Annotated in this window: 20 protein-coding genes and 3 pseudogenes; 8 read left to right on the plus strand and 15 right to left on the minus strand. The window is 71.9% G+C overall.

Annotated features, from left to right (window positions below; all coding sequences use genetic code 11):
- Positions 1 to 4: 4 nt before the first annotated feature.
- From ACF062_RS25300 to ACF062_RS25325, 6 genes are read right to left on the minus strand one after another with little or no spacing between them, the layout of a single operon-like run.
- Positions 5 to 1393 carry an alpha/beta hydrolase family protein gene (locus ACF062_RS25300; protein WP_392141467.1) on the minus strand — a complete coding sequence of 463 codons (1389 nt, stop codon included), beginning with the start codon at positions 1391 to 1393 and terminating at the stop codon, positions 5 to 7.
- A complete protein-coding gene (locus ACF062_RS25305; protein WP_392141469.1) occupies positions 1390 to 2721 on the minus strand; it encodes an MFS transporter in 1332 nt (443 codons plus the stop codon). The genes ACF062_RS25300 and ACF062_RS25305 overlap by 4 nt, the downstream gene beginning before the upstream one ends.
- An 11-nt stretch (positions 2722 to 2732) precedes the next feature.
- Positions 2733 to 3188 carry a MaoC family dehydratase gene (locus tag ACF062_RS25310; RefSeq protein ID WP_392141470.1) on the minus strand — a complete coding sequence of 152 codons (456 nt, stop codon included), beginning with the start codon at positions 3186 to 3188 and terminating at the stop codon, positions 2733 to 2735.
- Positions 3185 to 4729 (minus strand): long-chain fatty acid--CoA ligase, encoded by a 1545-nt coding sequence (locus tag ACF062_RS25315; RefSeq protein ID WP_392141472.1) that lies wholly within the window; start codon positions 4727 to 4729, stop codon positions 3185 to 3187. Before ACF062_RS25315 ends, ACF062_RS25310 begins: the two co-directional genes overlap by 4 nt.
- Before the next feature lie 10 nt (positions 4730 to 4739).
- On the minus strand, positions 4740 to 5612 hold the full coding sequence (locus ACF062_RS25320) for an amidohydrolase family protein (RefSeq protein WP_392141473.1): 873 nt from the start codon (positions 5610 to 5612) through the stop codon (positions 4740 to 4742).
- A 5-nt stretch (positions 5613 to 5617) separates the two neighbouring features.
- Positions 5618 to 6544, minus strand: coding sequence for an SDR family NAD(P)-dependent oxidoreductase (locus ACF062_RS25325; RefSeq protein WP_392141475.1), 927 nt, complete (start codon positions 6542 to 6544; stop codon positions 5618 to 5620).
- Between the two features lie 173 nt (positions 6545 to 6717).
- Here ACF062_RS25325 and ACF062_RS25330 point away from each other — a divergent pair, with 173 nt between their 5' ends.
- A complete protein-coding gene (locus tag ACF062_RS25330; protein ID WP_392141477.1) occupies positions 6718 to 7209 on the plus strand; it encodes a MarR family winged helix-turn-helix transcriptional regulator in 492 nt (163 codons plus the stop codon).
- A gap of 160 nt (positions 7210 to 7369) precedes the next feature.
- Here ACF062_RS25330 and ACF062_RS25335 read toward each other — a convergent pair whose 3' ends face one another.
- The 6 genes and pseudogenes from ACF062_RS25335 to ACF062_RS25360 form a co-directional block, all read right to left on the minus strand.
- The gene (locus ACF062_RS25335; RefSeq protein WP_392141479.1) at positions 7370 to 8620 is read right to left on the minus strand and encodes a GDSL-type esterase/lipase family protein; all 1251 of its coding nucleotides are present in this window, start codon (positions 8618 to 8620) and stop codon (positions 7370 to 7372) included.
- Positions 8621 to 8758: 138 nt separating this feature from the next.
- On the minus strand, positions 8759 to 9859 hold the full coding sequence (gene menC, locus ACF062_RS25340; protein ID WP_392141480.1) for an o-succinylbenzoate synthase: 1101 nt from the start codon (positions 9857 to 9859) through the stop codon (positions 8759 to 8761).
- A 68-nt stretch (positions 9860 to 9927) separates the two neighbouring features.
- Positions 9928 to 10701, minus strand: coding sequence for a GNAT family N-acetyltransferase (locus ACF062_RS25345; RefSeq protein WP_392141482.1), 774 nt, complete (start codon positions 10699 to 10701; stop codon positions 9928 to 9930).
- Positions 10698 to 11789: a M20 family metallopeptidase gene (locus ACF062_RS25350; protein WP_392142020.1), complete on the minus strand. Its 1092-nt coding sequence runs from the start codon at positions 11787 to 11789 to the stop codon at positions 10698 to 10700. The genes ACF062_RS25345 and ACF062_RS25350 overlap by 4 nt, the downstream gene beginning before the upstream one ends.
- Before the next feature lie 176 nt (positions 11790 to 11965).
- Positions 11966 to 12280 (minus strand): annotated as a pseudogene (locus ACF062_RS25355) (HAD-IA family hydrolase); the annotation flags it as partial.
- A gap of 86 nt (positions 12281 to 12366) precedes the next feature.
- A complete protein-coding gene (locus tag ACF062_RS25360) occupies positions 12367 to 12897 on the minus strand; it encodes a GNAT family N-acetyltransferase (protein WP_392141484.1) in 531 nt (176 codons plus the stop codon).
- 26 nt (positions 12898 to 12923) lie between these two features.
- Here ACF062_RS25360 and ACF062_RS25365 point away from each other — a divergent pair, with 26 nt between their 5' ends.
- The 3 genes and pseudogenes from ACF062_RS25365 (at position 12924) to ACF062_RS25375 (ending at position 15974) form a co-directional block, all read left to right on the plus strand.
- Positions 12924 to 13445 carry a CGNR zinc finger domain-containing protein gene (locus ACF062_RS25365; protein ID WP_392141485.1) on the plus strand — a complete coding sequence of 174 codons (522 nt, stop codon included), beginning with the start codon at positions 12924 to 12926 and terminating at the stop codon, positions 13443 to 13445.
- A 130-nt stretch (positions 13446 to 13575) separates the two neighbouring features.
- Positions 13576 to 14982, plus strand: a pseudogene (locus ACF062_RS25370) (alpha-amylase family protein); the annotation flags it as partial.
- A gap of 41 nt (positions 14983 to 15023) precedes the next feature.
- Entirely contained in the window at positions 15024 to 15974 is a 951-nt protein-coding gene (locus ACF062_RS25375; protein ID WP_392141487.1) for a LysR family transcriptional regulator, read from the plus strand.
- A gap of 22 nt (positions 15975 to 15996) precedes the next feature.
- Here ACF062_RS25375 and ACF062_RS25380 read toward each other — a convergent pair whose 3' ends face one another.
- Together ACF062_RS25380 and ACF062_RS25385 are read right to left on the minus strand one after the other, a co-directional pair.
- On the minus strand, positions 15997 to 16683 hold the full coding sequence (locus tag ACF062_RS25380; RefSeq protein WP_392141489.1) for a TetR/AcrR family transcriptional regulator: 687 nt from the start codon (positions 16681 to 16683) through the stop codon (positions 15997 to 15999).
- A 55-nt stretch (positions 16684 to 16738) separates the two neighbouring features.
- Positions 16739 to 17680 (minus strand): alpha/beta fold hydrolase, encoded by a 942-nt coding sequence (locus ACF062_RS25385; protein WP_392141491.1) that lies wholly within the window; start codon positions 17678 to 17680, stop codon positions 16739 to 16741.
- Positions 17681 to 17807: 127 nt separating this feature from the next.
- Here ACF062_RS25385 and ACF062_RS25390 point away from each other — a divergent pair, with 127 nt between their 5' ends.
- The 4 genes and pseudogenes from ACF062_RS25390 (at position 17808) to ACF062_RS25405 (ending at position 21526) form a co-directional block, all read left to right on the plus strand.
- Complete coding sequence (locus ACF062_RS25390; protein WP_392141493.1) at positions 17808 to 19214, plus strand: MFS transporter; 1407 nt, start codon at positions 17808 to 17810, stop codon at positions 19212 to 19214.
- A gap of 140 nt (positions 19215 to 19354) precedes the next feature.
- A pseudogene (locus tag ACF062_RS25395) lies at positions 19355 to 19528 on the plus strand (HAD hydrolase-like protein); the annotation flags it as partial.
- An 82-nt stretch (positions 19529 to 19610) separates the two neighbouring features.
- A complete protein-coding gene (locus ACF062_RS25400) occupies positions 19611 to 20777 on the plus strand; it encodes an acyl-CoA dehydrogenase family protein (protein WP_392142022.1) in 1167 nt (388 codons plus the stop codon).
- Positions 20774 to 21526, plus strand: coding sequence for an SDR family oxidoreductase (locus tag ACF062_RS25405; RefSeq protein ID WP_392141495.1), 753 nt, complete (start codon positions 20774 to 20776; stop codon positions 21524 to 21526). Before ACF062_RS25400 ends, ACF062_RS25405 begins: the two co-directional genes overlap by 4 nt.
- Positions 21527 to 21557: 31 nt before the next feature.
- Here ACF062_RS25405 and ACF062_RS25410 read toward each other — a convergent pair whose 3' ends face one another.
- Entirely contained in the window at positions 21558 to 22187 is a 630-nt protein-coding gene (locus tag ACF062_RS25410) for an isochorismatase family protein (protein ID WP_392141497.1), read from the minus strand.
- Between the last annotated feature and the right edge of the window lie 10 nt (positions 22188 to 22197).

Below are 22197 nucleotides of genomic sequence, written 5' to 3' on the forward strand. Positions count from 1 at the left end.
AGGATCAGCTGAACGGGCGCGGGTACGGGCCGGGCCGGTACGTCACATAGCGGGAAGGCGTGGTCGGATCCGCTTGCCGCGCACGGGAGTTGAGGGCGGCAGGCGACGTGTCGCCCCAGCTTCCCGTGCCGACCCGGCGCTCGAGCGTGTGCAGCGCGCCGAGTTGTTCCGCGGGGCTGAACGTGCAGTGGCCGGCGTTGTCGGTGTACGCCTGGCGCAGGAGTGGTGCGCGGCCCGCCCGGCCCACCGCACGGCGATAGGCGCTCTCGACCTCGACGGGCACGAGCGCGTCGCCGGTCGTGTGGATGTCGAGCTGGGGCTTGCGGAGCCGTCCGGAGGGCGCGGCGTGCTCGGCCAGATAGCGCACAGCGCCCGGATTCGCGTCCGAGCGGGGAGCGTCGGCGAGTGCGCGCAGGTCGTCGCCGAGGGAGAGTCCCGCCGCCTTGTAGAGCGACTTGACCTCCTTGTAGGTGGCGGAACGGGCCAGCATCGCCGTGTAGTCGACACCCGTGTTCCAGGACATGTTGCCGCCCGCGCGGCGCTCGGCCTCCGCCCGCCACACGAAGCCCGGTTGTGCCACCAGGGCGCGGAGCGCCGCGTACTGGTTCGCCTGCCGGGAGGCGTGGTCGTCCGGGGCGGGCCGGGGCGTGGCCGGGTCGTTCCAGCCGGGGACGGCGTGCAGCGCGGCGGCGAGCGCGATGCGGGCCCGCCCGGGAGCCGTGCGCTGCGCCGTGACGAGGGACGCGCCGAGCCGTTCGCCGGACGCCTTGGCGTCGGCGGCGTCCTTGAAGCCGGTCAGCCGGATGCCGGAGCCGGGCGCGAGCAGCGTGCGCAGCGCGAACGTGGCGTCCAGTGTGGAGTTCCAGTTGGCGACGCCGCCGTGCACGAGGCCGCACAGGGAGAGCGAGCCGTCGACGCGCCCCGGGTGGCGCTCGGCGATCGCCGTGGTGACGAGCCCGCCCAGCGACTGGCCCCAGGCGAGGGTCCGCCTGGCCTCGCCGACCTTCCCCGCGAAGGTGTCGAGCGCGGCCAGCTGGTCCGGCACCGCCTGCTCCACCGCCCAGCCGTTCGTCGCGTAGGAGGAGCCGACGAGCGCGTAGCCCTCCTTCAGGAGCAGCTTCTTCGTCGGCTCGTCGGGGGCGTCGACGGCCGGGTTCGGGGTGCCTTCGGGGCGGTAGCCGTGGCTGAAGAGCAGGACGGTGCCGTTCCAGCGGGCCGGGGTGTCGATCACGTACGTGGCGCCGGAAGGCAGGGTGCCTTCCAGATGCCGGGGAGCGGGCTCGGCGGCGGTGGCCCGGGCGGGAACAGGGGGCAGCAGGAGGAGCAGCAGCGCGGCGAGTCCGGCGGCGGGACGGCTGCCGGCGGGGCGCGGCCGGGTGGTGGTGCGGGTCATGGGGATTCTCCTTGGGTGGCGAGGTTCTGGGCGCTGGTCTCCTTGACCCGCCAGACGGCGAGCGCCGTGATCGCGCTCCCGGCCGTGAGCAGCACGGCGACGGAGCCGCTGGAGTGGCCGGTGGCCAGCAGCGCGCCGGCGATCAGCGGTGAGAGGCCGGCGCCGAGCAGCGTCGCGGTCTGGTAGCCGAGCGAGGCGCCGGTGTAGCGCACCCGGGTCGGGAACATCTCGCTGAACAGGGCGCCGAGCGGCCCGTACATCACGGACTGGGCGATTCCGTGCCCGATCACGCAGGCGAGGATCAGCAGTCCGGGCCGATGGCTGTCCACGAGCGCGAAGACCGGGAAGGCGGTGGCCGCCGAGAGCAGGGCCCCGGCCAGGACGACGGGCCGGCGCCCGAGGCGGTCCGAGAGGTGGTTCGCGCAAGGAAGCACCACGAGCGCCACGCAGGAAGCGACGGTGACGCCGATGAGCACCTGCTGGCGGCTGTATCCCTCGTCGACGGCGTACGAGATCATGAAGCTGGTCAGCAGCGCCTGCGCGGTGAAAGGACCGATGCCGACCGCCGAGGCGAGCAGCACCGGCCGAGGCGCGCGCAGGACGTCGAGCAGCGGCATCGGCGCCCGCTCCCGCCGCTCGGACAGCGAGGCGAAGAGCGGACTCTCGGCGACCTTCAGGCGTACGTACAGACCGGCACCGAGCAGTACGAGCGAGAGCAGGAACGGCACCCGCCAGCCCCAGGCGCGGAAGTCGTCGTCGGGCAGCGTGCTCACGAGCGCGACGACCTCGGTGGAGAGCACCGTGCCCAGCGGCGCGCCGAGTTGGGTGAAGCTGGTCCACAGGCCGCGCGGCCGTTCACCGGCGTGTTCGGCGACCATGAGGGTCGCGCCGCCCCATTCGCCGCCGATCGCGATGCCCTGCACGACGCGGAGCAGGACGAGCAGGACCGGGGCCCAGACGCCGATCGCGTCGTACGTGGGCAGCAGCCCGATGAGGAAGCTGCCGGTGCCCATCAGGACCATCGTCAGGAGCATCATCGACTTGCGGCCGAGCCGGTCGCCGAAGTGGCCGAAGACGATGCCGCCGAGGGGCCGGGCGAGATAGCCCGCGGCGAACGTCCCGAAGGCGGCCACGGTGCCCACCGCCGGGTCGGCCTCGGGGAAGAAGAGGTCGCCGAAGACGAGCGCGGCGACGGTTCCGTAGACGAGGAAGTCGTAGAACTCCACGGCCGTGCCGATCAATCCGGACAGCGCGACGCGGCGCAGCTGTCCGGGCGCCGCCCCCGCTCCGGTCCCGGGGCTCGCCGCCTTGCCGGGTGGGTGCACCATGGCAGGGCTCCTTACGCGTAGAAGCGGGACAGGCTCCGCAGGACGCACGCCGGTTTCTCGCCGCCCTCGATCTCGACCGTGCCGTCCACGGCGATCTGTACCCCGCCCCGCACCTCGTCGACGGAGGCCAGCGTGGCGCGCAGCCGTATCCGCGCGCCGGCCTTCACGGGCGCCGGGAAACGCACCTTGTCCAGGCCGTAGTTGACCTTCGTGGTGACTCCGCGGACGTCGAGGAGGTCGCTGAAGAGCGGGATGAAGAGGGAGAGCGTCAGATAGCCGTGCGCGATGGGCGCCCCGAACGGTCCTCGCGCGGCCTTCTCGGGATCGGTGTGGATCCACTGGTGGTCGTCGGTCGCGTCGGCGAAGGTGTCGATGCGGTCCTGCCCGACCTCCAGCCACTCGGTGACGCCGAGTTCGCTTCCGGCGAGGGCGGCCAGTTCGTCAAGTCCGTTGGCGGTGACGGTCATCGGGGTACTCCTCGGTCGGTACGGTCGGTGGGTGCGCCGCCGTGCTCGCGGCGCAGGCTGGGCTTGTGGAGCTTCCCCGAGGCGGTGCGCGGCAGTTCGCGTACGCACACCAGTGACGCGGGGATCTTGTACTTGGCGAGGCGGCCGGCCAACGAGCCGAGGACCTCCTCGGGGGTGGCCGTCGCGCCCTCGCGTAGCACGGCGACGGCGCGCGGCACCTCGCCCCACCGCACGTCGGGCACGCCGATGACGGCGCACTCCAGGACGTCGGGGTGGGCGAGCAGGGCGCTCTCGACCTCGGCGGGATACACGTTCTCGCCACCGGAGATGATCATGTCCTTGAGACGGTCGGCGATGGTGACGAAGCCGTCGGCGTCCACCCGCGCCGCGTCGCCCGTGCGGAACCAGCCGTCGGCGAACGCGGCGGCCGTCTCGTCCGGCAACTGCCAGTAGCCGTCCATCACATGGGGCCCGCGTACCAGCACCTCGCCGGTCTCCCCGACCGCCGCCGGGCTGAGGTCGGGGCGTACGACACGGACGTCGGTGAAGAAGTGCGGCACCCCGGCCGTGCCCGCCTTGCGTACCGCGTGCTCGGCGTCGAGATAGAGGGCGCCGGGGGAGGCCTCCGTCATGCCGTAACCCTGCTGGAAGGCGAGGCCGCGCCGCGCGTACGCCTCGATCAGCGGCGTCGGCACCGGCGCGCCGCCGCACATCAGGACCCGCAGCGAGGACAGGTCGGCCGCGTCCCAGCGCGGCTCCCTGGCGAGGCGTTCGTACATCGTCGGCACCCCGAACGTGACGCTCACACCGTGCTCTTCCACGAGGTCGAGGACCTGGGCCGGGTCGAACGAACCGACGAGGACACAGGTGCCGCCCTTCAGGAACACGGGCAGGGCGAGCATGCCGAGCGCGGCGGCATGGAAGAGCGGGGCGCAGACCAGCGCGACCGCGTCGGCGGTGAGGTCCGCGTCGACCAGGACGTTGACGGCGTTCCAGGTGAGGTTGGCGTGGGTGAGCATGGCGCCCTTGGGGCGGCCCGTCGTGCCGGAGGTGTACATCAGCAGGCAGACGTCGTCCGCGGCGACCGCCTCGTCCAGCGGCTCCTCGGTGGAGCCGTCGAGCAACTCCTCGTATGCGGCGCCCACTTCGACGACGCATCCGAGCGAAGGGGTCTGTCCCGCCTGCCGCAGCCCGGCGACGAGCGCGGTGTGCGCGGGGGAGTGGATGAGGGTGCGGGCGCCCGCGTCGGCCAGCTGGTAGGCGATCTCGGGGCCGCTCAGCCGGGTGTTGAGCGGGACGAACACCGCGCCGAGCGCACCCGTGGCGAAGAAGGTCTCCAGGAACGCCGGGTGGTTCGGCCCCAGGTGGGCGACCCGGTCGCCGCGCCGGACACCTCGGGCGCGCAGCGCGTGTGCGAGGCGCAGCGTGCGGGCGTGCAGGTCCGCGTAGGTGAGGGCCTGGCCCTCGTGGGTCAGGGCGGTGCGGTGCGGGGTCTTGCGGGCCCGGCGCGCGGGCCAGGAGCCGAGTCCTTCGTTGCGCATGGCGCCCCCTCTATCCGAGCCCGAGCAGGCGGGCGGCGTTCTCCTTGAGGATCTTGGGGCGGACCTCGTCCTTGATGGCGAGCCGCTCGAAGTCGGCGAGCCAGCGGTCGGGTGTGAGGACGGGGAAGTCGGAGCCGAAGAGCACCTTGTCCTTCAGCAACGTGTTGGCGTAGTGGACGAGTTGGGGCGGGAAATACTTCGGAGACCAACCGGAGAGGTCGATGTGCACGCCCGGTTTGTGGGTGGCCACGGCGAGTGCCTCGTCCTGCCAGGGGAATGACGGATGGGCGAGGATGATCTTCAGGTGCGGGAAGTCGGCGGCGACGTCGTCGACGTGCATGGGGTTCGAGTACTTCAGCCGGATCCCGCCGCCGCCGGGCACGCCCGCGCCGATGCCGGTCTGCCCGGTGTGGAAGAGGGCGACGCAGCCGGTCTCCTCGATCACCTCGTACAACTCGTAGGCGAGCGCACGGTCGTTGGGGAAGAACCCCTGGATGCTCGGGTGGAACTTGAACCCCTTGACGCCGTACTCCGCCACGAGCCTGCGGGCCTGGCGCACGCCCGCCCTGCCGCGAAACGGATCGAGGGACGCGAACGGTATGAGCACATCCGGGTGCGCGGCGGCGGCCTCGGCCACCTCCTCGTTCGGTACGGGCGGGGTGCCGGTGGCCGACTCGGCGTCCACGGTGAAGACGACGGCGGCCATCTTGCGCTCGCGGTAGTAGGCGGCCATCTCCTCCAGCGTCGGTTTGCGCGTGCGCCCCTCGACCTTGAAGTACGCGGTGGAGGCGGCGTCGAGATCCTCGGCGAGCGAGGCGTGGCCCTGCGAGGAGACCTCCGCGTGGGTGTGGACGTCGATCGCGGTCAGCTCGGAGAGGTCCAACCCGCTCACTCCCCGGGGGACTTGGGCGCGGGGATGCCGACCGCCTCCGGGGCGCTGCCCACGGAGGTGTGCCAGACGGCGGCGATGGCCTCCGGGGTCCAGCCGCCGTCGGCGTACGCGACGGAGGCCTCCCGGGGGTGCGACCACAGGGTGAGGCGGTCGCCGCCGATGCCCACGCACTGCCCGGTCACGTCGCCCGCCGCGTCGGAGGCCAGGAAGGGGACGAGCGCGGCGCAGTCCTCCGCCGTCCCGAAGCCCTCGCCCTTGCGGAGGAAGTCCGGCAGCGGCCTGCCCTCCCGCATCGCCTCTACGTACGGCGCGAAGGCGGGGATCGTCTCGGTCATCGCGGTCGCGGCGACCGGCACGATGGCGTTGACGGTGATGCCGGCCCGGGCCAGCTCCATGGACCAGGTGCGGGCCATGGCGGCGATGCCCGCCTTGGCGGCCGCGTAGTTGGTCTGCCCGAAGTTGCCCCGCTGCCCGGCCGGCGAGCCGACCAGGATCAGCCGGCCGCCGCCGCCCTGCTCCCGCATCCGTACGGCGGCCGCGCGGGCGCAGGTGAACGTGCCGCGCAGATGCGTCGTGACCACCGCGTCGAAGTCCTCGTCGGACATCTTCCACAGCACGCGGTCACGGAGGATTCCGGCGTTGGTCACCATCACGTCCAGGCGCCCGAACTCCTCCACGGCGCGCCCGACCAGGCGGTCGGCGGCCTCGCCCGTCCCGACGGCGACGCACTCCGCGACCGCGCGCCCACCGGCCTCGGTGATGCTCTTGACGGCTCGCTCGGCGGCCGCCTCGTCGATGTCGTTGACGACCACGGAGGCCCCGGCCCGAGCGAGGGCGGAGGCGTAGGCGAGGCCGAGGCCGCGCCCCGAACCGGTGACGACGGCGACCTTGCCACCGAGATCGACTGTGGGTGTTTCCGGCATGGCGGTATCCCTTCGACGGGCTGGAGAGGCTGGGGAGGTCCCGGAAAGGAAGCTAAGACAAACCATTGTTGCCGTCAATGGTTGTTGTCGACACCGGTGATACGGCATGCTGGGGCGGCGGGCCACCATCGCCGCACGTACCCGCGAAGCACCGACCAGGGAGAGCGCCCCTCATGACCAGCCGCAAGACGACCGCCGGGCCCGCGGAGGAAGGCTCCGTCGACGAGGGCGCCCCCTGGATGCGAGGACTCCACGCCGACGCGGGGTATCTCCTCTACCGGCTCGGCCTGCGCTCGGGACAGCTCTTCAACGCGGCGCTCCAGCGGTCGGGCCTGCGCCTGCGCCACTACGCGCTGCTGCGCTATCTGGCCACGGTGGAGGGCGCCGCCCAGCGGGAGTTGAGCCGACGGCTCGGTTACGACCCGAGCGCGATCGTCGGCCTGGTCGACGACCTGGAACGCCTCGGCTTCGTCGAGCGCCGCCCCGCCCCCGACGACCGCCGCCGCCGCATCGTCGCCCTCGCCCCGCAGGGCCGCGACTTCCTGCGCGACTCCGACGAGGTGGCCCGAGGCGTGACCGCGGAACTCCTCGCCCCGCTCGCCCCGGAGGACCGGGAGACCCTGCACGCGCTGCTGTCCCGGATCGCGCACACGGACGGGGAGTGAAAGGGCGGCGAGCGGTCGAGGTCTCGGCGGAACCGGCCCCCTGTCACGCGCGATGCCGGCCGCGTCGGCGGAGACCGTTGCTCCGCGCGCGGCCGGGTTCGCCGTCACGGCCGGGGCCGGACGGGGCGGAGGTCGACGGGCCGCCCCGCCCGGCTCGGTCTCAGCGGCTTCCCGAGGTGAGGAGCCCGTCCGTCCCGAAGGCCAGGGCGGCGAAGCGCTCGCCCATGAGGCGGTGGGTCGCGGCGTCGGGGTGGAGCTCGTCGGGCAGCGGCAGTTCGGCGTGGTCCGCCTGGCCGTAGAGGTCGCGGCCGTCGAGATAGTGGAGATTCGCGTCGTCGGCGGCGCGCTGCTTCACGATGCGGGCCAGCTCGTCCCGGATCACATTGAGCGTCAGCTTCCCGGCGGCACGCTCGGCGGGGTCGCCCATGGCCGCGAACCGGAGCCGCCCCTCGCTGACGTTGCTGAAGTCCGGGGCGCAGGGGCCGGGAGTGTCCTCGTGGATGGGGCACAGGATGGGCGAGACGACCAGCAGCGGGGCGGTCGGGTGCCCCTCGCGGATCGTGTCGAGGAAGCCGTGCACCGCGGGGCCGAAGGCGCGCAGGCGCATCAGGTCGGCGTTGACGATGTTGATGCCGATCTTGACGCTGATCACATCGGCGGGGGTGTCGCGCATGGCGCGCGCGGTGAACGGGTCGAGCAGGGCGCTGCCGCTCAGCCCGAGGTTGACCAGTTCCACGCCGCCGAGGGACGCGGCGAGCGCGGGCCAGGTGGTGGTGGGGCTCACCGCGTCGGAGCCGTGGCTGATGGAGCTGCCGTGGTGCAGCCACACCTTGCGGCCCCGGTCGGGGACCGGCTCGACGGGAGCGTCGGTGCGCAGGGTGACCAGCTCGGTGATCTCGTTGTGCGGCAGCCAGATCTCGACGTCCTTCACGCGGTCGGGCAGACCGGCGAAGCGGACGGTGCCGACCGGCCCGGGCACGGTCTCCGTCGTACCGGTGGCCATGTCCATCATCAGGACGTTGCCGCCGATCATGGTGGCCTGCCGGGTGAGGGCGCCGTCGACGAGCAGGTCGTACACACCGTCGGGGCGCGGCGGGACGCCGTGATAGCCCATCTTCGTGCGGAGCGCGTCCAGCTCGACGGTGGTGGACCGCGTGCGGAAGACCAGCCGTACGCCGGAGGGCTGCGCCTCGGCCCTGGCCACCTGCTCGTCGGTGAACTGGGCGCGGGCCCGGGCGGGCAGCCGGTGCGGCAGTACGCCGTACGCGGTGGCCTCCACGTCGAGCGCGCCGCGCAGCAGGTCCTCGGCGAGGGCAGGCGTGATGGGCGTGGTGATCCAGTCCGTTCCCCAGGGAGTGACGGAGGGGGCGGGGCCGGGGTCGGGGACGGCGGGGTCGTGCGGAGAGTTCATGACGTCAGCGTGTCAAGCGGAATACCGATCCGCACATGAGTTTCCGGCGTTCCGGCCTTTACGATGCTCCGGCGGCGTTCCGGCTTTTCCGGTGCTCCGGCGGTGTTGCCGCCGTCGCGCGACCGGCTTCACGGCTCCCTACAGCTGGATCCACTCCCGGGCCGTGGTCACCCTCTCCAGTACCTCGGGGATCGGGTCGACGCCGAGCCCCGCTCCGGTGGGGACGTCGAGGTGGCCGTCGGCGAGTTCGAAGGGCTCGGTGATGTCCGTGGCGAAGTAGCGGCCGGACGCGGAGGTGTCGCCGGGCAGAGAGAAGCCGGGCAGCGCGGCCAGCGCGACGTTGGCGGCGCGGCCCAGCCCCGTCTCCAGCATGCCGCCGCACCACACGGGCACCCCGTGGGCGACGCACAGATCGTGGATGGCCTTGGCTTCGAGGTAGCCGCCGACCCGGCCCGGCTTGATGTTGATGACGGAGGCGGCGCCCAGGGTGATGGCCGCGGCCGCGTCCTCCGCCGACTCGATCGACTCGTCCAGGCACACCGGCGTACGCAGCAGCTTCGCGAGCGCCGCGTGCTGCACGAGATCGTCGTCGGCCAGCGGCTGTTCGATGAGCAGCAGGTCGAACGCGTCCAGCTTGGCCAGCTGCCGGGCGTCGGCGAGGGTGTAGGCGGCGTTGGCGTCCACCTGGAGCAGCAGCTCGTCGCCGAACCGCTCCCGCACCGCGCGGACGGGCGCGAGGTCCCAGCCGGGTTCAATCTTGAGCTTGATCCGCACGTACCCCTCGTCGACGAACCCGCCCACGACGTCGAGGAGTTCGGGGACGGACTCCATGATCCCGACCGACACCCCGCACGGCACCCGGTCGCGTTCGGCCCCGAGATACGCTCCGAAGGACTGGCCCGACGCCCGCAGCTCAACGTCGAGCACGGCCGTCTCCAGCGCCGCCTTGGCCATCTTGTGGCCCTTGAAGGGCTTCATGGCGCGCTTCACCGAGTGGGCGTCCGCCACGGCGGGCAGCGCCGGTACGAGGAAGCGGCGCAGCACGTCGGCCGCTCCGTCGACGTACTCGGAGCAGTAGCGGGGTTCGGACATCGCGACGCACTCGCCCCAGCCCTCGCCGTCGGGAGTGACGACCCGTACGAGCAGGACGTCACGGGCGGTCTCGACGCCGAAGGAGGTACGGAACGGCGACCGCAGGGGCATCGCGACGCGGCGCAGTTCGATTCCGGTGATCTTCATGGTGCTCGGCTCCTCGGGTGGGCGCACGCGTCGGGCGGTGGTCGGACGGTGGTGTCACGCGTGACGCGTCAGGCGGCGGGCTCGCGCGTGACGACGTAGGAAGTCCGGCCGTGGAAGCCCGTGACGCGGGCCCCCTCGGCCAGCAGACCGCCCAGCACCTCGCGCATCGCGAGACGCCACGCCTTGGCCGCGCCGGGGTCGGTGCGGCGCAACGCCTCTATGTCGGGCGGCACTTCGACCAGCAGGGCAGGGGCGTCGAGCCGGCCCACCACCGGCAGGCCGTCCTGTACCGACAGGGCGGTCACGGCACCGGCGGGGACGCGGACCGGCGGCGGGGACGCCATGGACCCGGGGCCGCCCAACTCCCAGGCGACGAGCGCGCGGTCGGTGTCGTCGCCGCCGTTGATGGCGTCGTCGATCTGCCCGTAGAAGCCGGTGAGGTACTCCACCGGACGCGCGCCGAGCTTGGCCAGGTTGAAGTGGGCGTTGCGCCGCACCAGCGGATCGTAGGTCCAGGTGATCCGGGAGAGCCCGCGAGCCAGCGACCAGTCGCGCTGGTGTTGTTTGAGGGCGAGGCCCGCCGCGTGCCCGGGCAGGGCGCCGGTGACGTGGGAGTGCAGCGTCTCTCCGACGGGGGCCGCGAAGAAGGCGACGGACGCGCCGACCAGACGGCCGTCGGCGAAGGCACCGGCGACGTAGTTGCCGGCGTGCGAGAGCGCCCGCATCTGCTCGGTCCCCATCGGCGAGGCGCCGGGCGCGGTGCCCCAGATCTCCTCGAACAGCGCGTTGACCGAAGCCAGTTCGTCCAGCTCGTACACCTCGCGGACCTCAAGGGCGCTCACCGGGTGACCTCCTCGACGAGGGCGGCGAGCAGCCGGGCCCGGGGAACCATCTCCGCGACGATCACATGCTCGTGGTCGGCGTGGGCCCCGCCGCCGACGGCGCCGAGGCCGTCCAGCGTCGGGCAGCCGAGGCCGGCGGTGAAGTTCCCGTCGGACGCTCCGCCGACCGCGGCCGAGGCGAGCGGCCCCCAGCCGTGGCGCCGGGCGATCTCCCGCGCCCGCTCGAACAGCGCGGCGGACGAAGCCTCTTCGAGAGGCGGCCTGCTGGGTCCGCCGCGCACCTCGAGGCGTGCCCCCGGGACGGTCACCTTCAGTGCTCGAATGGCGGCATCCACCCGCTCCTGCGCGGCGAGCGTCGGGACGCGCACGTCGACACAGACCGTGGCCTCGGCGGGCACCGTGTTGGTCGTCGAACCGGCCCACGTCATCGTCGGCGTCACCGTGGTCCGCCACCCCTCGGGGGCGTCGATGTCGGCCGCAGCGGCCAGCCCCTCCAGGGCGAGGACGAGATGAGCGGCCTCGATCGCGGCGTTGACCCCCTTCTCCGGCTCAAGGCCGGAGTGGGCCGCCTTTCCGTGCACCACCAACTCGTAGGCGGAGGTGCCCTTGCGCGCCGTCTTCACCGCGCCACCGTCCGCCGAGGCCTCCAGTACGAAGGTCGCCGCGCACTGCCGCGCCGTCTCCTCGATGAGCGCCCGCGAGGTGTCCGAGCCGACCTCCTCGTCCCCGGTCACCAGCACGCACACGCCCTCCAGCGAGGGCAGCGAGGCCAGGGCGTGGAAGATCTGCACGAGGCCCGCCTTCATGTCGAAGATGCCGGGCCCACGCGCGACGCCATCCCGCAGTGACCACGGGTGAGTGGCGAGCGAACCCATCGGCCACACGGTGTCGTGGTGGCCGAGGAGCAGGACCCGGGGCGTGCCGAACGCCCACCGCAGGTGCGTCACCCCGTCGACGACGAGGCGTTCGGGCGGGGCGCCGAGGTGGCGGGTGCCCTGCGCGGCCACGACGTCCGCGCTGCGCGCCACCGCGTCCAGGTCCGAGGAGAACGACTCGCACTCCACCATCTCCCTGAGATCCGCGACCATCGCGGCGAGCCGCTCGGCCGCCCCCTCCGGCTCCACTCCAGCGTCGGGCGTGCCACTGCGCAGATCTTCGGTCACCGTCGACTCCTCTTCGAAAGCATTCCCGCGATAGTAAGCGTGACGACCCTGACCGCAGGCCCGCATGCCCACACCCCCGCAACCGGCCTGCCCCCCCCCCCCTACCCCACCCCACCGACCGACGGCCTCGACACGAAGGCCAAGATGTGCGGAACCGCCTCGCGCAGTTCGGTGAAGTGGCGATGCGTGCCCTCCACCGCGGTCGCGGCGTTCACGCCCCATACCGTCATCCCGGCGCTCAGCCCGGACCGCACTCCCGACGGGGCGTCCTCGATGACCAGGCAGTCTCCGGGCTTGGCGCCCAGCTCCGCGGCGGCCCGTACGTAGGGCACCGGAGAGGGCCTGCCCGTCCGCAGGAACCGGCCGCGGACCCGGTGGTCGTAATTGGACGTCACCAACGCCCAGGCCCCCCAGGGCTCTTGCGTTCGGTGCGGCCCGGCCGCCCAGGTCCACTGGTCACACGCCGATCATGCCGGCCGGCGGGCCGGCACGAGGCCGGCGCTCAGGGCCGCCAGTAGAGCGCGGGGTCCGGATGGTCGACGAACCCCAGGGCGCGGTACAGCGGTTCGCCTTCCGGAGAGGCGTACAGGTCCACGCGGGACGCCTCCCGCTCGCGGAACCAGTCGAGCAGCGCCCGCATGATCGCGCGGCTGTGACCACGCCGCCGGTACGGCACATCGGTGACCACGCCGATCACATGACCGACCCGGCCGTTGACGTTGTGCGGCCCGGGGAACCACTGCTCCACGGTGCCGATGCCGCAGGCGGCGAGACGGCCGCGACCACCGTCCACGACGAGGATCCGCGCGGTGTCCGCCGTCAGCCGCTCCTTCAGGACCGCGGCGAGATGATGACGCCAGTCGTCGCCCGCCGAGGACGGGTTGAAGTAGTCACCGCCCAGGTCCTCGAACAACGACGCGCGCAGGCGCACGAGTTCGGGGAGGTCGTCCTCCACCGCCTGCCGCACGGCGGAGCGGTGGTCGGCGGTGTGTCCGGTCGGGTCGGTGGCGGGCTGTCCGTCGGGATGTCTCATGCCGATCACCTTGGTGTAATGACCTTATGCACCTCAACCCTTACGGCGGCGACGCCGTGAACCTCGCCGCGGACCTGTGCAACCGGCGTCCGACCAGCGCCGAGGAGTTGGCGGACCGCTGTCGCGAGGCAGGTCTGACCCTGGAACGCCCGGCCGAGCCACAGGACTTGGCGTACGCCCTGGCCGCACTGGACGCGTGGGAGAAGGTCGTCGACGCCACCGATGAGCGGGAGCGCGCCGAGCTGGCCAATCGGATGCTGGCCGCGTCCACCGCCCACCCGAGGCTCACCGACCACGCGGGCGACGGCTGGCACCTGCACTACCGCGACGATCAACTGCCGCTCGGCGCACTGCTGTTCTCGTTGATATCGGTCGGTACCGCACTGCACTTGGTGGGACGCGGCATGCACCGGCTGCGGCGGTGCGGGGTCACCGAGTGCGCCACCATCTTCGCGGACACCTCCCGCACCGGGCGCAGGCGCTACTGCTCCCACCGGTGCGCCAACCGCGACGCGGTACGCCGCCACCGCGCGCGAGCGGCGACGTGACGGCTCCCCGGAAGGCGTGCGCGAACGGTTGACCCGACGTGCGAAGCCGCTTACGGTCCGATCGCAAGTTCTTGCAGATTCAACCTGCAAGATTCTGGCGCCCCCACCCCATCCCCCCACTGGAGACCCCGTGAACGGCCCAGCGCACAGAGCGCACGCAGCCCGCAGACCCCTCGCCGTCACGCTCGCCCTGACCGCCGGTGTCCTCGGGAGCCTCTTCGCGACGCCGCCCGAGGCCGACGCGTCCCCGCCCGGCGGCAAGGACGTCACCGCCGTCCTCTTCGAGTGGCGCTTCGACTCGGTCGCCAAGGAGTGCAAGGACCGACTCGGTCCCGCCGGCTACGGCTTCGTCCAGGTCTCACCGCCGCAGGAGCACATCCAGGGCGGCCAGTGGTGGACCTCGTACCAGCCGGTCAGCTACAGGATCGCCGGGCGCCTCGGCGACCGGGCGGCCTTCAAGAGCATGGTCGACACCTGCCACGCCGCGGGCGTCAAGGTGGTCGCGGACGCCGTGATCAATCACATGTCGGCGGGCTCCGGCACCGGCACGGGCGGCTCGGCCTACACGAAGTACGACTACCCGGGCACGTACTCCGGCGCCGACCTGGACGACTGCCGCTCGTCTGTCGACGACTACGGCAACAGAGGGAACGTACAGAACTGCGAACTCGTCGGCCTCGCCGACCTGGACACCGGCGAGGACTATGTGCGCGGCCGGATCGCCGCCTACCTCGACGATCTGCGCTCGCTCGGCGTGGACGGCTTCCGCATCGACGCCGCCAAGCACATGCCGGCGGCCGACCTCGCCGCCATCAAGGCCCGCCTGAGCGACCCCGGCGTCTACTGGAAGCACGAGGCCATCTACGGCGCGGGCGAGGCCGTCTCCCCGAGCGAGTACCTCGGAACCGGAGACGTCCAGGAGTTCCGCTACGCCCGCGACCTCAAGCGCGTCTTCCACCACGAGAAGCTCGCCTACCTGAAGAACTACGGCGAGGGCTGGGCCTACATGCCCTCCGGGAAGTCCGCCGTCTTCGTCGACAACCACGACACCGAGCGCGGCGGCGACACTCTCAGCTACAAGGACGGCGCCAACTACACCCTGGCCAACGTCTTCATGCTCGCCTGGCCCTACGGCGCGCCCGACGTCCACTCCGGATACGAGTTCTCCGACCGCGACGCGGGACCGCCGGGCGGCGGCACGGTGAACGCCTGCTACTCCGACGGCTGGAAGTGCCAGCACGCCTGGCGCGAGATCTCGGGCATGGTCGGCTTCCGCAACACCGCGAGCGGCCAGGCCGTCACGGACTGGTGGGACAACGGCGGCGACCAGATCGCCTTCGGCCGCGGCGACAAGGCGTACGTGGCGATCAACCACGAGGCCTCCACGCTGACCCGCACCTTCCAGACCTCGCTGCCCGCGGGCGACTACTGCGACGTCCAGTCGGACAAGCGTGTCACGGTCGACTCCTCCGGACGGTTCACCGCCACGCTCGGCCACAACACGGCGGTCGCGCTGCACGGGGGAGCGAGGACCTGCCGGACCTGACCGATCGCCCCGCTCACCGTAGGCTCATCCGTATGGGAAAGTCAGAGGTAGGCGGGGCGGAGGCGGCCGTTCCGCAGTCGGCGGGCGGGTCACTGGACCTCAACCAGCTGCGCACCTTCCTCGCCGTCTACCGCTCGGGGTCCTTCACGGCCGCCGCCCGCGTCCTCGGCCTGTCGCAGCCCACGGTCACCGCGCAGATCCGTTCCCTGGAGCGGCAGCTGGACCGGGAGCTGTTCGAGCGCCTGCCGCGCGGCGCCGCCCCCGCGCCCTTCGCGGACGAACTGGCGTCGCGGATCGGCGAGCCGCTGGACGCCCTGGCCGAGGTCGCGGGCCACGGCGGCGACGGTACGGCGGAGCCGGTCCACCTGGCGGGCCCGGCGGAGTTCCTCTCCCACTGCGTGCTGCCCGGCCTCGCGCCCCTGGTGGAGCAGGGCGTGCGGCTGCGGATCGCGACGGGCCTGACGGACGACCTGCTGGACGAGCTGCGCGCGGGCCGGCACGACCTGGTGGTCGCCACGGTCCGTCCGCGCGGCCGGGCGCTGGCCTCGGTGCCCCTCGCGGACGAGGAGTTCGTGCTGGTCACGGCGGCTTCCTGGACGGAGCGCATGGGCGGGGCGGAGCGGCTCGCGGCCCTCGGGCCCGCCGCGCTGCGGGGCGTGCCCCTGGTGGCGTACGCCGAGGACGTGCCGATCGTCCGCCGCTACTGGCGTCACGTCTTCGGCAAGCAGCTGGTGTGTGAGCCCGCCGTCACCATGCCCGACCTGCGCGCCGTCAAGGCGGCCGTGGCGGGCGGCGCCGGCTTCAGCGTGCTGCCCCGCTACCTGTGCCTCGACGAGCTGGCCTCGGGGGCCCTGGTCCTGTTGAACGATCCCGAGGACCCGCCCATCAACACCGGCTACCTCGTGCAGCGGCCCGGCTCATCGGACAACCCGCACGTCGCCCTGGTCCGGGACCACCTGCTGGCGTCCTCGCGGGACTGCTAGGACCGACTGTCAGGGGCGACTGTCAGGACCCTTCGGTGCCACGCGCCGTACGCTCGGCACCCGGTTCGGGGTCCGTGAGCCGCAGGCCGTTCTCCCAGATCTTGTTGAGCGTCGTGACCAGCCGCTCGTACGGGATGCGCTGGCCCAGCACGAACACCAGGTAGGCCATGCGGCTCACCATCACGGACAGGGCGTGCGCGGTCACCAGCGGATCGAGGCTCGTGTCGGCCTCGCCGTTCTCCTGGAGGGTGCGGATCAGCTTGGCGTTGCGCCGCGCGAAGGCGTTGCCGCGTTCGATGCGCAGCGCCATGAACTGCTCGTCGACCTGTGCGACCTGCTCGAACAGCGCCATCAGGCGCGCGTTCTTCTTGTACGCCCGCAAGTACTCGCGGTTGGAGGCGTCGATGAGCTCACGGGTGTCGGTGATGCCCGTGCGCTCGCGCAGATGCGGGTGGAGCATCTCCTCCTGCACCTGCTCGACGAGCGCCTGGAAGATCTCTTCCTTGCTGTTGAAGTACGTGTAGAACGACCCGGAGGCGACATGCGCGGCCTTGGAGATGTCCGTGATCCGGGCGTCCAGATACCCGTCGCGTTCGAAGACCTCACGGGCGGCGGCGATCAGCGCGTTGCGGGTGCGGACACCGCGCGCGCTGCGTGGCGTGATCGGTTGCTTCTGGCCGCTGTCCGCGGCCGGGGCCTGGGCAGCCACTGCGGATCCATTCACTGTCGTTCGAACGTGTCATAACCGGTGGCAGCGGATGGTATCAGCCGACCGCGGACAGGAAGCCGAGGAGAGCGGCGTTCACCTCCTCGGCACGCTCCTGCTGGACCCAGTGAGCGGCGCCGTCCAGGACGACGTGCCCGCGCTGGTCGGTGAGCATGCGGCCGAGGCCGTCCGCCGGCATGAACCGTGCGACCGGGTCCTTGGAGCCGGTGACGAACAGCGAGGGCTGGGCGATGACACGGCCCTCCAGGTGCTCGGTGAGCGCCCAGTTGCGGTCCAGATTGCGGTAGTAGTTGAGGCCGCCGGTGAACCCGGTCTCCTCGAACGTGTCGACGTAGTAGGCGAGTTCCTCATCGCTCAGCCACGGCGGAGGCGGCAACTGCTCATCGGGGCGTGTGGCCCACTCGGCGGAGTAGATGTCCCTGGTGACCAGCGTCCTGCGCACATTGCGGCTCAGCGCCCGGTCCGCGACGCCCGGCTCCTGGAACCACGCGATGTAGAAGTCGTCCCCCAGGCGTGAGCGCAGGATCGGCAGGGGCGGCGCGGGGGCCCGCGGCGTCACCGGCACGCTCATCCCCGCCACCGCCCGCACCCGTTCGGGGTGCTCCAGGGCCATGTGCCACACCACGTTCGCGCCCCAGTCGTGCCCCACGAAGACGGCGTCGTCCGCGCCGACGTGGTCGAGGACCCCGGCCAGGTCCGCGCAGAGCGTCAGGATGTCGTACGCCTCGACGTCGGCGGGGCGTGAACTGCCGCCGTAGCCACGCATGTCGGGCACCAGGACCCGGTGGCCGGCCTTCGCCAGTGCGACGACCTGATGCCGCCAGGAGAACGCCAGCTCCGGGAAGCCGTGGCACAGCACCACCGGCGGCCTGCCCGGCCGTTCGTCACCGTGGTCGAAGACCCGCAGCGTGACACCGCCCACCGGGATCCGGCGCGCCTCGACGCGCTCCCACTCGCTGACCGGCATATGTGTCGTCATGGGCCGAACTCCTCGGATCCGCGGGCACCTCCGCGAGAAATTCACGCAGGTGGAGGGCGTGTTCAAAACCTTGAACTTGACGTTGGGTTCAAATATACAGGGGGCCCCGACGGCGAGGAGCGAACACGTGACATCGTCCACGGCAGAACCGCACGAAGGGCTCGGCGCACGAGAAGGGCGGGCCGCCACGGGCCGTGGTGACACCCGGGCCTCAGGCAAACTGCTGGCGGCGGGGCTCATCGGCAGCTCCATCGAGTGGTACGACTTCTTTCTCTACGGGACCGCCGCGGCCCTCGTCTTCCCGCACGTCTTCTTCCCCGACTCCTCCGCGCTGACCGGCACGCTGCTGTCGTTCAGCACCTTCTGGGCGGGGTTCCTCGCCCGCCCGCTCGGCGGCGTGCTCGCGGGCCACCTCGGTGACCGGAACGGACGCAAGGCCATGGTCGTCGCCTCCATGTCACTGATGGGCGCGGGCACCTTCCTGATCGGCTGCCTGCCGGGGGCGGGTGTCATGGGAGCCCTCGCGCCGGTGCTCCTTGTGCTGCTGCGCTTCGTCCAGGGTCTCGCGTGTGGGGCGCAGTGGGGCGGCATCGTCCTGCTGCTCACGGAGTCGGCGTCGCCGAAACGCAAGGGGTACGTCGGCACGTACGGCCAGATGGGGGTCTCGCTCGGCGTCTTCCTCGGCAACGGCGCCTTCCTGCTGGCGAGCCGGCTGGTCTCCGACGACGCGTTCCTGAGCTGGGGCTGGCGCATACCGTTCCTCGCCAGCGGCGTGCTGCTACCGGTCGTCATGTACGTCCAGCGGCGCGTCGAGGACTCGCCGGACTTCCGCCGCTTGGCCACGGAGAGCGCCGAGGGCGACCGGGCCAAGGTCGCCAAGGCACCCGTGATCGAGGTGATCCGCTCGGGATGGCGCACCGTCCTGCTCGCCTCCGGGTTGATGGCCGGCACCAACTGCCTCTTCTACATCAGCATCGCGGGCGTCGTCAGCTACGCCGCCGACGACCTCGGCCTCGACCGCGACTCCATCCTCCTGGTCACGCTGCCGGTCACCGCACTCGGCGCCGTCTTCGTGCTGGCGTCCGGCTGGCTCTCCGACCGGGTGGGCCGCCGCCCGATGATCCTGATCGGCGCCGCGCTGATCGTCGTATGGGCGTTCCCCTACTTCTGGCTGGTGAACACCGGGTCGCTGGCCCTGCTCGGCGTGGCGGTGATCGTCGGCGGCATCGGGCAGTCGCTGACCTACGGGCCGATCGCCGCGTACATCGGCGAGCTGTTCGAGCCGCACGTGCGCTACTCCGGCGCCTCGCTCGCCTACCAGCTGTCCGCCCTGACCATCAGCGGCGGCACCCCGCTGATCATGACCGCGATCATCGGCGGCACCGGCGCGACGACCTGGGTCTCGGTGTTCGTCGCCGCCATGGGCCTGCTCACCTTCGGCTGCGCGTGGGTGCTGCGCGAGACGAACCCGGCGTCGGTGCGGCAGGATCCGTACGCGGTGCCGGGCGTGCGGGCGGCCTCCGACAAGTCTTGAACCTGAATCCGGATTCAAATATGGTGACGGCGCCGAGGAGAGAGGCCGAGCAGAGGGGAAGGGCGGTGCGATGAGCCGGGAGCGTACCCGCAGCGCGGCCCTGTTCGACTTCGGCGGAGTGCTGACCAGCAGCGTGCGAGCGGCTCGGCGTCCGCCCCGAGGACACCGTGATGGTGGACGACCTGCGACAGGACATCGACGCCGCGGCGCGCCTGGGCATCGCCGGGGTGCTGCACCGGGACGCGGCCGGGACCGCTGCCGAGCCGGCGCGACTCCTCACGCCCGCAGCGGATCAGCGCGTCCCCAGGGCATGACCGAGACCGAGACTGTGGGAGGACACCCGTGTTCGACGTGACCGACAGGGCCAAGGAGTACCAGGAGAGACTGCTCGCCTTCATGGACGAGCACGTCTACCCCGCCGAGGCGGTGTACGAGAGGCAGATGGCGGAGTCGGGTGATCCGCACTTCCATCCGCCGGTCCTCGAAGAGCTCAAGGCCGAGGCGAGGAAGCAGGGCCTGTGGAACCTCTTCCACCCGCACCCGGAGTGGGGCCCCGGCCTGACCAACCTGGAGTACGCGACGCTCGCCGAGATCATGGGCCGCAGCGCGCACCTCGCCCCCGAGGCCACCAACTGCAACGCGCCGGACACCGGCAACATGGAGGTCCTCACGCTCTTCGGCACCGAGGAGCACAAGGAGAAGTGGCTGAAGCCGCTGCTCGCCGGGGAGATCGCCTCCGCGTTCGCGATGACCGAACCCGCCGTCGCCAGCTCCGACGCCCGCAACATCGAGATGCGGATGGTGCGCGACGGCGACGACTACGTCCTCAACGGCCGCAAGTGGTGGACCTCCAACGCCCTGCACAAGAACTGCCGGGTGCTCATCGTGATGGGCAAGACCGATCCGGACGGGCCGAGCCACCGGCAGCAGAGCATGATGGTCGTCCCGCTCGACACCCCCGGCGTCACCGTCCTGCGCGGCCTGCCCGTCTTCGGCTACCAGGACCGCGAGGGCCACGCGGAGGTGCTCTTCGAGGACGTACGCGTCCCGCGCACCGCCCTGCTCGCGGGCGAGGGCGACGGCTTCATGATCAGCCAGGCCCGTCTCGGCCCCGGCCGCATCCACCACTGCATGCGCTCCATCGGTATGGCCGAACGCGCCCTCGACCTGCTGATCGACCGCGCGCAGTCCCGTACGACGTTCGGCGCGCCCCTGTCCGACCGGGCCAACATCCAGGACTGGATCGCCGAGGCCCGCATCGAGATCGACATGGCGCGGCTCCTGACCCTCAAGGCCGCACACCTGATGGACACCGTCGGCAACAAGGAGGCGCGAACGGAGATCGCCGCGATCAAGGTCGCCGCGCCCGAGGTGGCGCTCAAGGTCATCGACCGGGCGATCCAGGTCCACGGCGGCGCGGGCGTCTGCGACGACTTCCCGCTCGCGAGCATGTACGCCCACCTGCGCACCCTGCGCCTCGCGGACGGCCCCGACGAGGTGCACAAGCGCACCATCGCGCTGCGGGAGCTGCGCCGCCGCGAGACCGAGCGGAACGCGCGGTGAGCGGCCCGCTCGACGGCAGGGTCGCCGTCGTCACGGGCGCCTCGCGCGGCATCGGCCTCGCGGCCGCGGCCGCCCTGCGCGACCACGGCGCACGCGTGGTGATCACCTCGCGCAGCCAGGAGCGCGCCGCAGAGGCGGCGGCCCGACTGGGCGGCGGCGTCGTCGGATTCGGCGCCCACGCCACCGACGAGGAAGCCGCCCGCGCCTGCGTGGACTTCACGCTGGACACGTACGGACGGCTCGACGTCCTCGTCAACAACGCCGGTACGAACCCCGCGTACGGCCCCGTCATCGACCAGGACCACGCCCGGTTCGCCAAGACCATGGACGTCAATCTGTGGGCGCCGATCCTGTGGACCTCGCTCGCGGTGAAGGCGTGGATGGGCGAGCACGGCGGGTCGGTCGTCAACACCGCCTCGATCGGCGGGTACACGGTCGCCCAGGACGTTGGCGTCTACCACGTCTCCAAGGCCGCGCTCATCCACCTCACCAAGCAACTCGCCCTGGAACTGGGGCCGAAGGTCCGCGTCAACGCCATCGCCCCCGGCGTCGTACGGACCCGTCTCGCCGAGGCCCTCTGGCAGGAGAACGAGGCGCGGGTCGCCGAGGCCACCCCGCTGGGCCGCATCGGGGAGCCCGAGGACCTGGGGGAGGCCGTGGCGTTCCTCGCCGGGGACGGCGCGCGCTGGATCACCGGGGAGACCCTCGTCGTCGACGGAGGGCAACTCCTCGGTTCCGGCCCGCTGTGAGAGCCGACGGCGGCGCGGCCGTCCCGCGCCGTCAGGCGGGGAGTGCGTCGACGGTCGGTACGACGGTGCCGAACAGGTCGGTGACGGTCGTCAGGGCCGCGGCCTGGAGGGCGGCGGCGGGCAGGACAGTGCCGTCCGGTGCGGTGAGGGCGCGGGTGGCGGTGGCCTCGGCGACGACCGTGGGACGGTAACCGAGCTTGAAGGCGCCCTGCGCGGTGTAGTTGACGCACATGTGCGTCATGAACCCGGCCAGCACCAGGTCCCCGCCGCCGGTCGGGGTCACGCCCAGGTCACCGAGGGTCTTCTCCAGCTCGGTGGCGTGGAAGGAGTCGGGGAACTGCTTGACCACGACCGGCTCCCCGGCCACCGGGGCGACCTCGTCGCACAGGGCGCCGATGTGCGCGCGGATGTCGTAAGGAGTGTCGGGGCCGCCGTCGTTGATGACATGGACGACCGGGATGCCCGCGGCGCGGGCCCGCTCCAGCAGACGCGCGCCCGCCGCGAGCGCCGCCTCGGCGCCCTCCAGGGCCATGACCCCGGTGCGGTAGGTGTTCTGGAAGTCGATCATGATCAGGGCGGACTCGCTCAGCCGGGGCGGGTGGTTGGCGAGGCCGATCACGTCGCGCAGGGTGGTGGACGCGGTGCTCGTGTGGGTGCTCATTGAAATACCT

The sequence above is a fragment of the Streptomyces sp. NPDC015345 genome, from assembly GCF_043078805.1.
Taxonomy (GTDB): Bacteria; Actinomycetota; Actinomycetes; order Streptomycetales; family Streptomycetaceae; genus Streptomyces.

What these genes read in the sequence shown, in the direction of transcription:
- ACF062_RS25300 (WP_392141467.1), bottom strand. Translation starts at nt 1,393, where the DNA reads ATGACCCGCACCACCACCCGGCCGCGCCCCGCCGGCAGCCGTCCCGCC.
- ACF062_RS25305 (WP_392141469.1), bottom strand. Translation starts at nt 2,721, where the DNA reads ATGGTGCACCCACCCGGCAAGGCGGCGAGCCCCGGGACCGGAGCGGGG.
- ACF062_RS25310 (WP_392141470.1), bottom strand. Translation starts at nt 3,188, where the DNA reads ATGACCGTCACCGCCAACGGACTTGACGAACTGGCCGCCCTCGCCGGA.
- ACF062_RS25315 (WP_392141472.1), bottom strand. Translation starts at nt 4,729, where the DNA reads ATGCGCAACGAAGGACTCGGCTCCTGGCCCGCGCGCCGGGCCCGCAAG.
- ACF062_RS25325 (WP_392141475.1), bottom strand. Translation starts at nt 6,544, where the DNA reads ATGCCGGAAACACCCACAGTCGATCTCGGTGGCAAGGTCGCCGTCGTC.
- ACF062_RS25330 (WP_392141477.1), top strand. Translation starts at nt 6,718, where the DNA reads ATGACCAGCCGCAAGACGACCGCCGGGCCCGCGGAGGAAGGCTCCGTC.
- ACF062_RS25335 (WP_392141479.1), bottom strand. Translation starts at nt 8,620, where the DNA reads ATGAACTCTCCGCACGACCCCGCCGTCCCCGACCCCGGCCCCGCCCCC.
- menC (WP_392141480.1), bottom strand. Translation starts at nt 9,859, where the DNA reads ATGAAGATCACCGGAATCGAACTGCGCCGCGTCGCGATGCCCCTGCGG.
- ACF062_RS25350 (WP_392142020.1), bottom strand. Translation starts at nt 11,789, where the DNA reads ATGGTCGCGGATCTCAGGGAGATGGTGGAGTGCGAGTCGTTCTCCTCG.
- ACF062_RS25360 (WP_392141484.1), bottom strand. Translation starts at nt 12,897, where the DNA reads ATGAGACATCCCGACGGACAGCCCGCCACCGACCCGACCGGACACACC.
- ACF062_RS25365 (WP_392141485.1), top strand. Translation starts at nt 12,924, where the DNA reads ATGCACCTCAACCCTTACGGCGGCGACGCCGTGAACCTCGCCGCGGAC.
- ACF062_RS25375 (WP_392141487.1), top strand. Translation starts at nt 15,024, where the DNA reads ATGGGAAAGTCAGAGGTAGGCGGGGCGGAGGCGGCCGTTCCGCAGTCG.
- ACF062_RS25385 (WP_392141491.1), bottom strand. Translation starts at nt 17,680, where the DNA reads ATGACGACACATATGCCGGTCAGCGAGTGGGAGCGCGTCGAGGCGCGC.
- ACF062_RS25400 (WP_392142022.1), top strand. Translation starts at nt 19,611, where the DNA reads ATGGACGAGCACGTCTACCCCGCCGAGGCGGTGTACGAGAGGCAGATG.
- ACF062_RS25410 (WP_392141497.1), bottom strand. Translation starts at nt 22,187, where the DNA reads ATGAGCACCCACACGAGCACCGCGTCCACCACCCTGCGCGACGTGATC.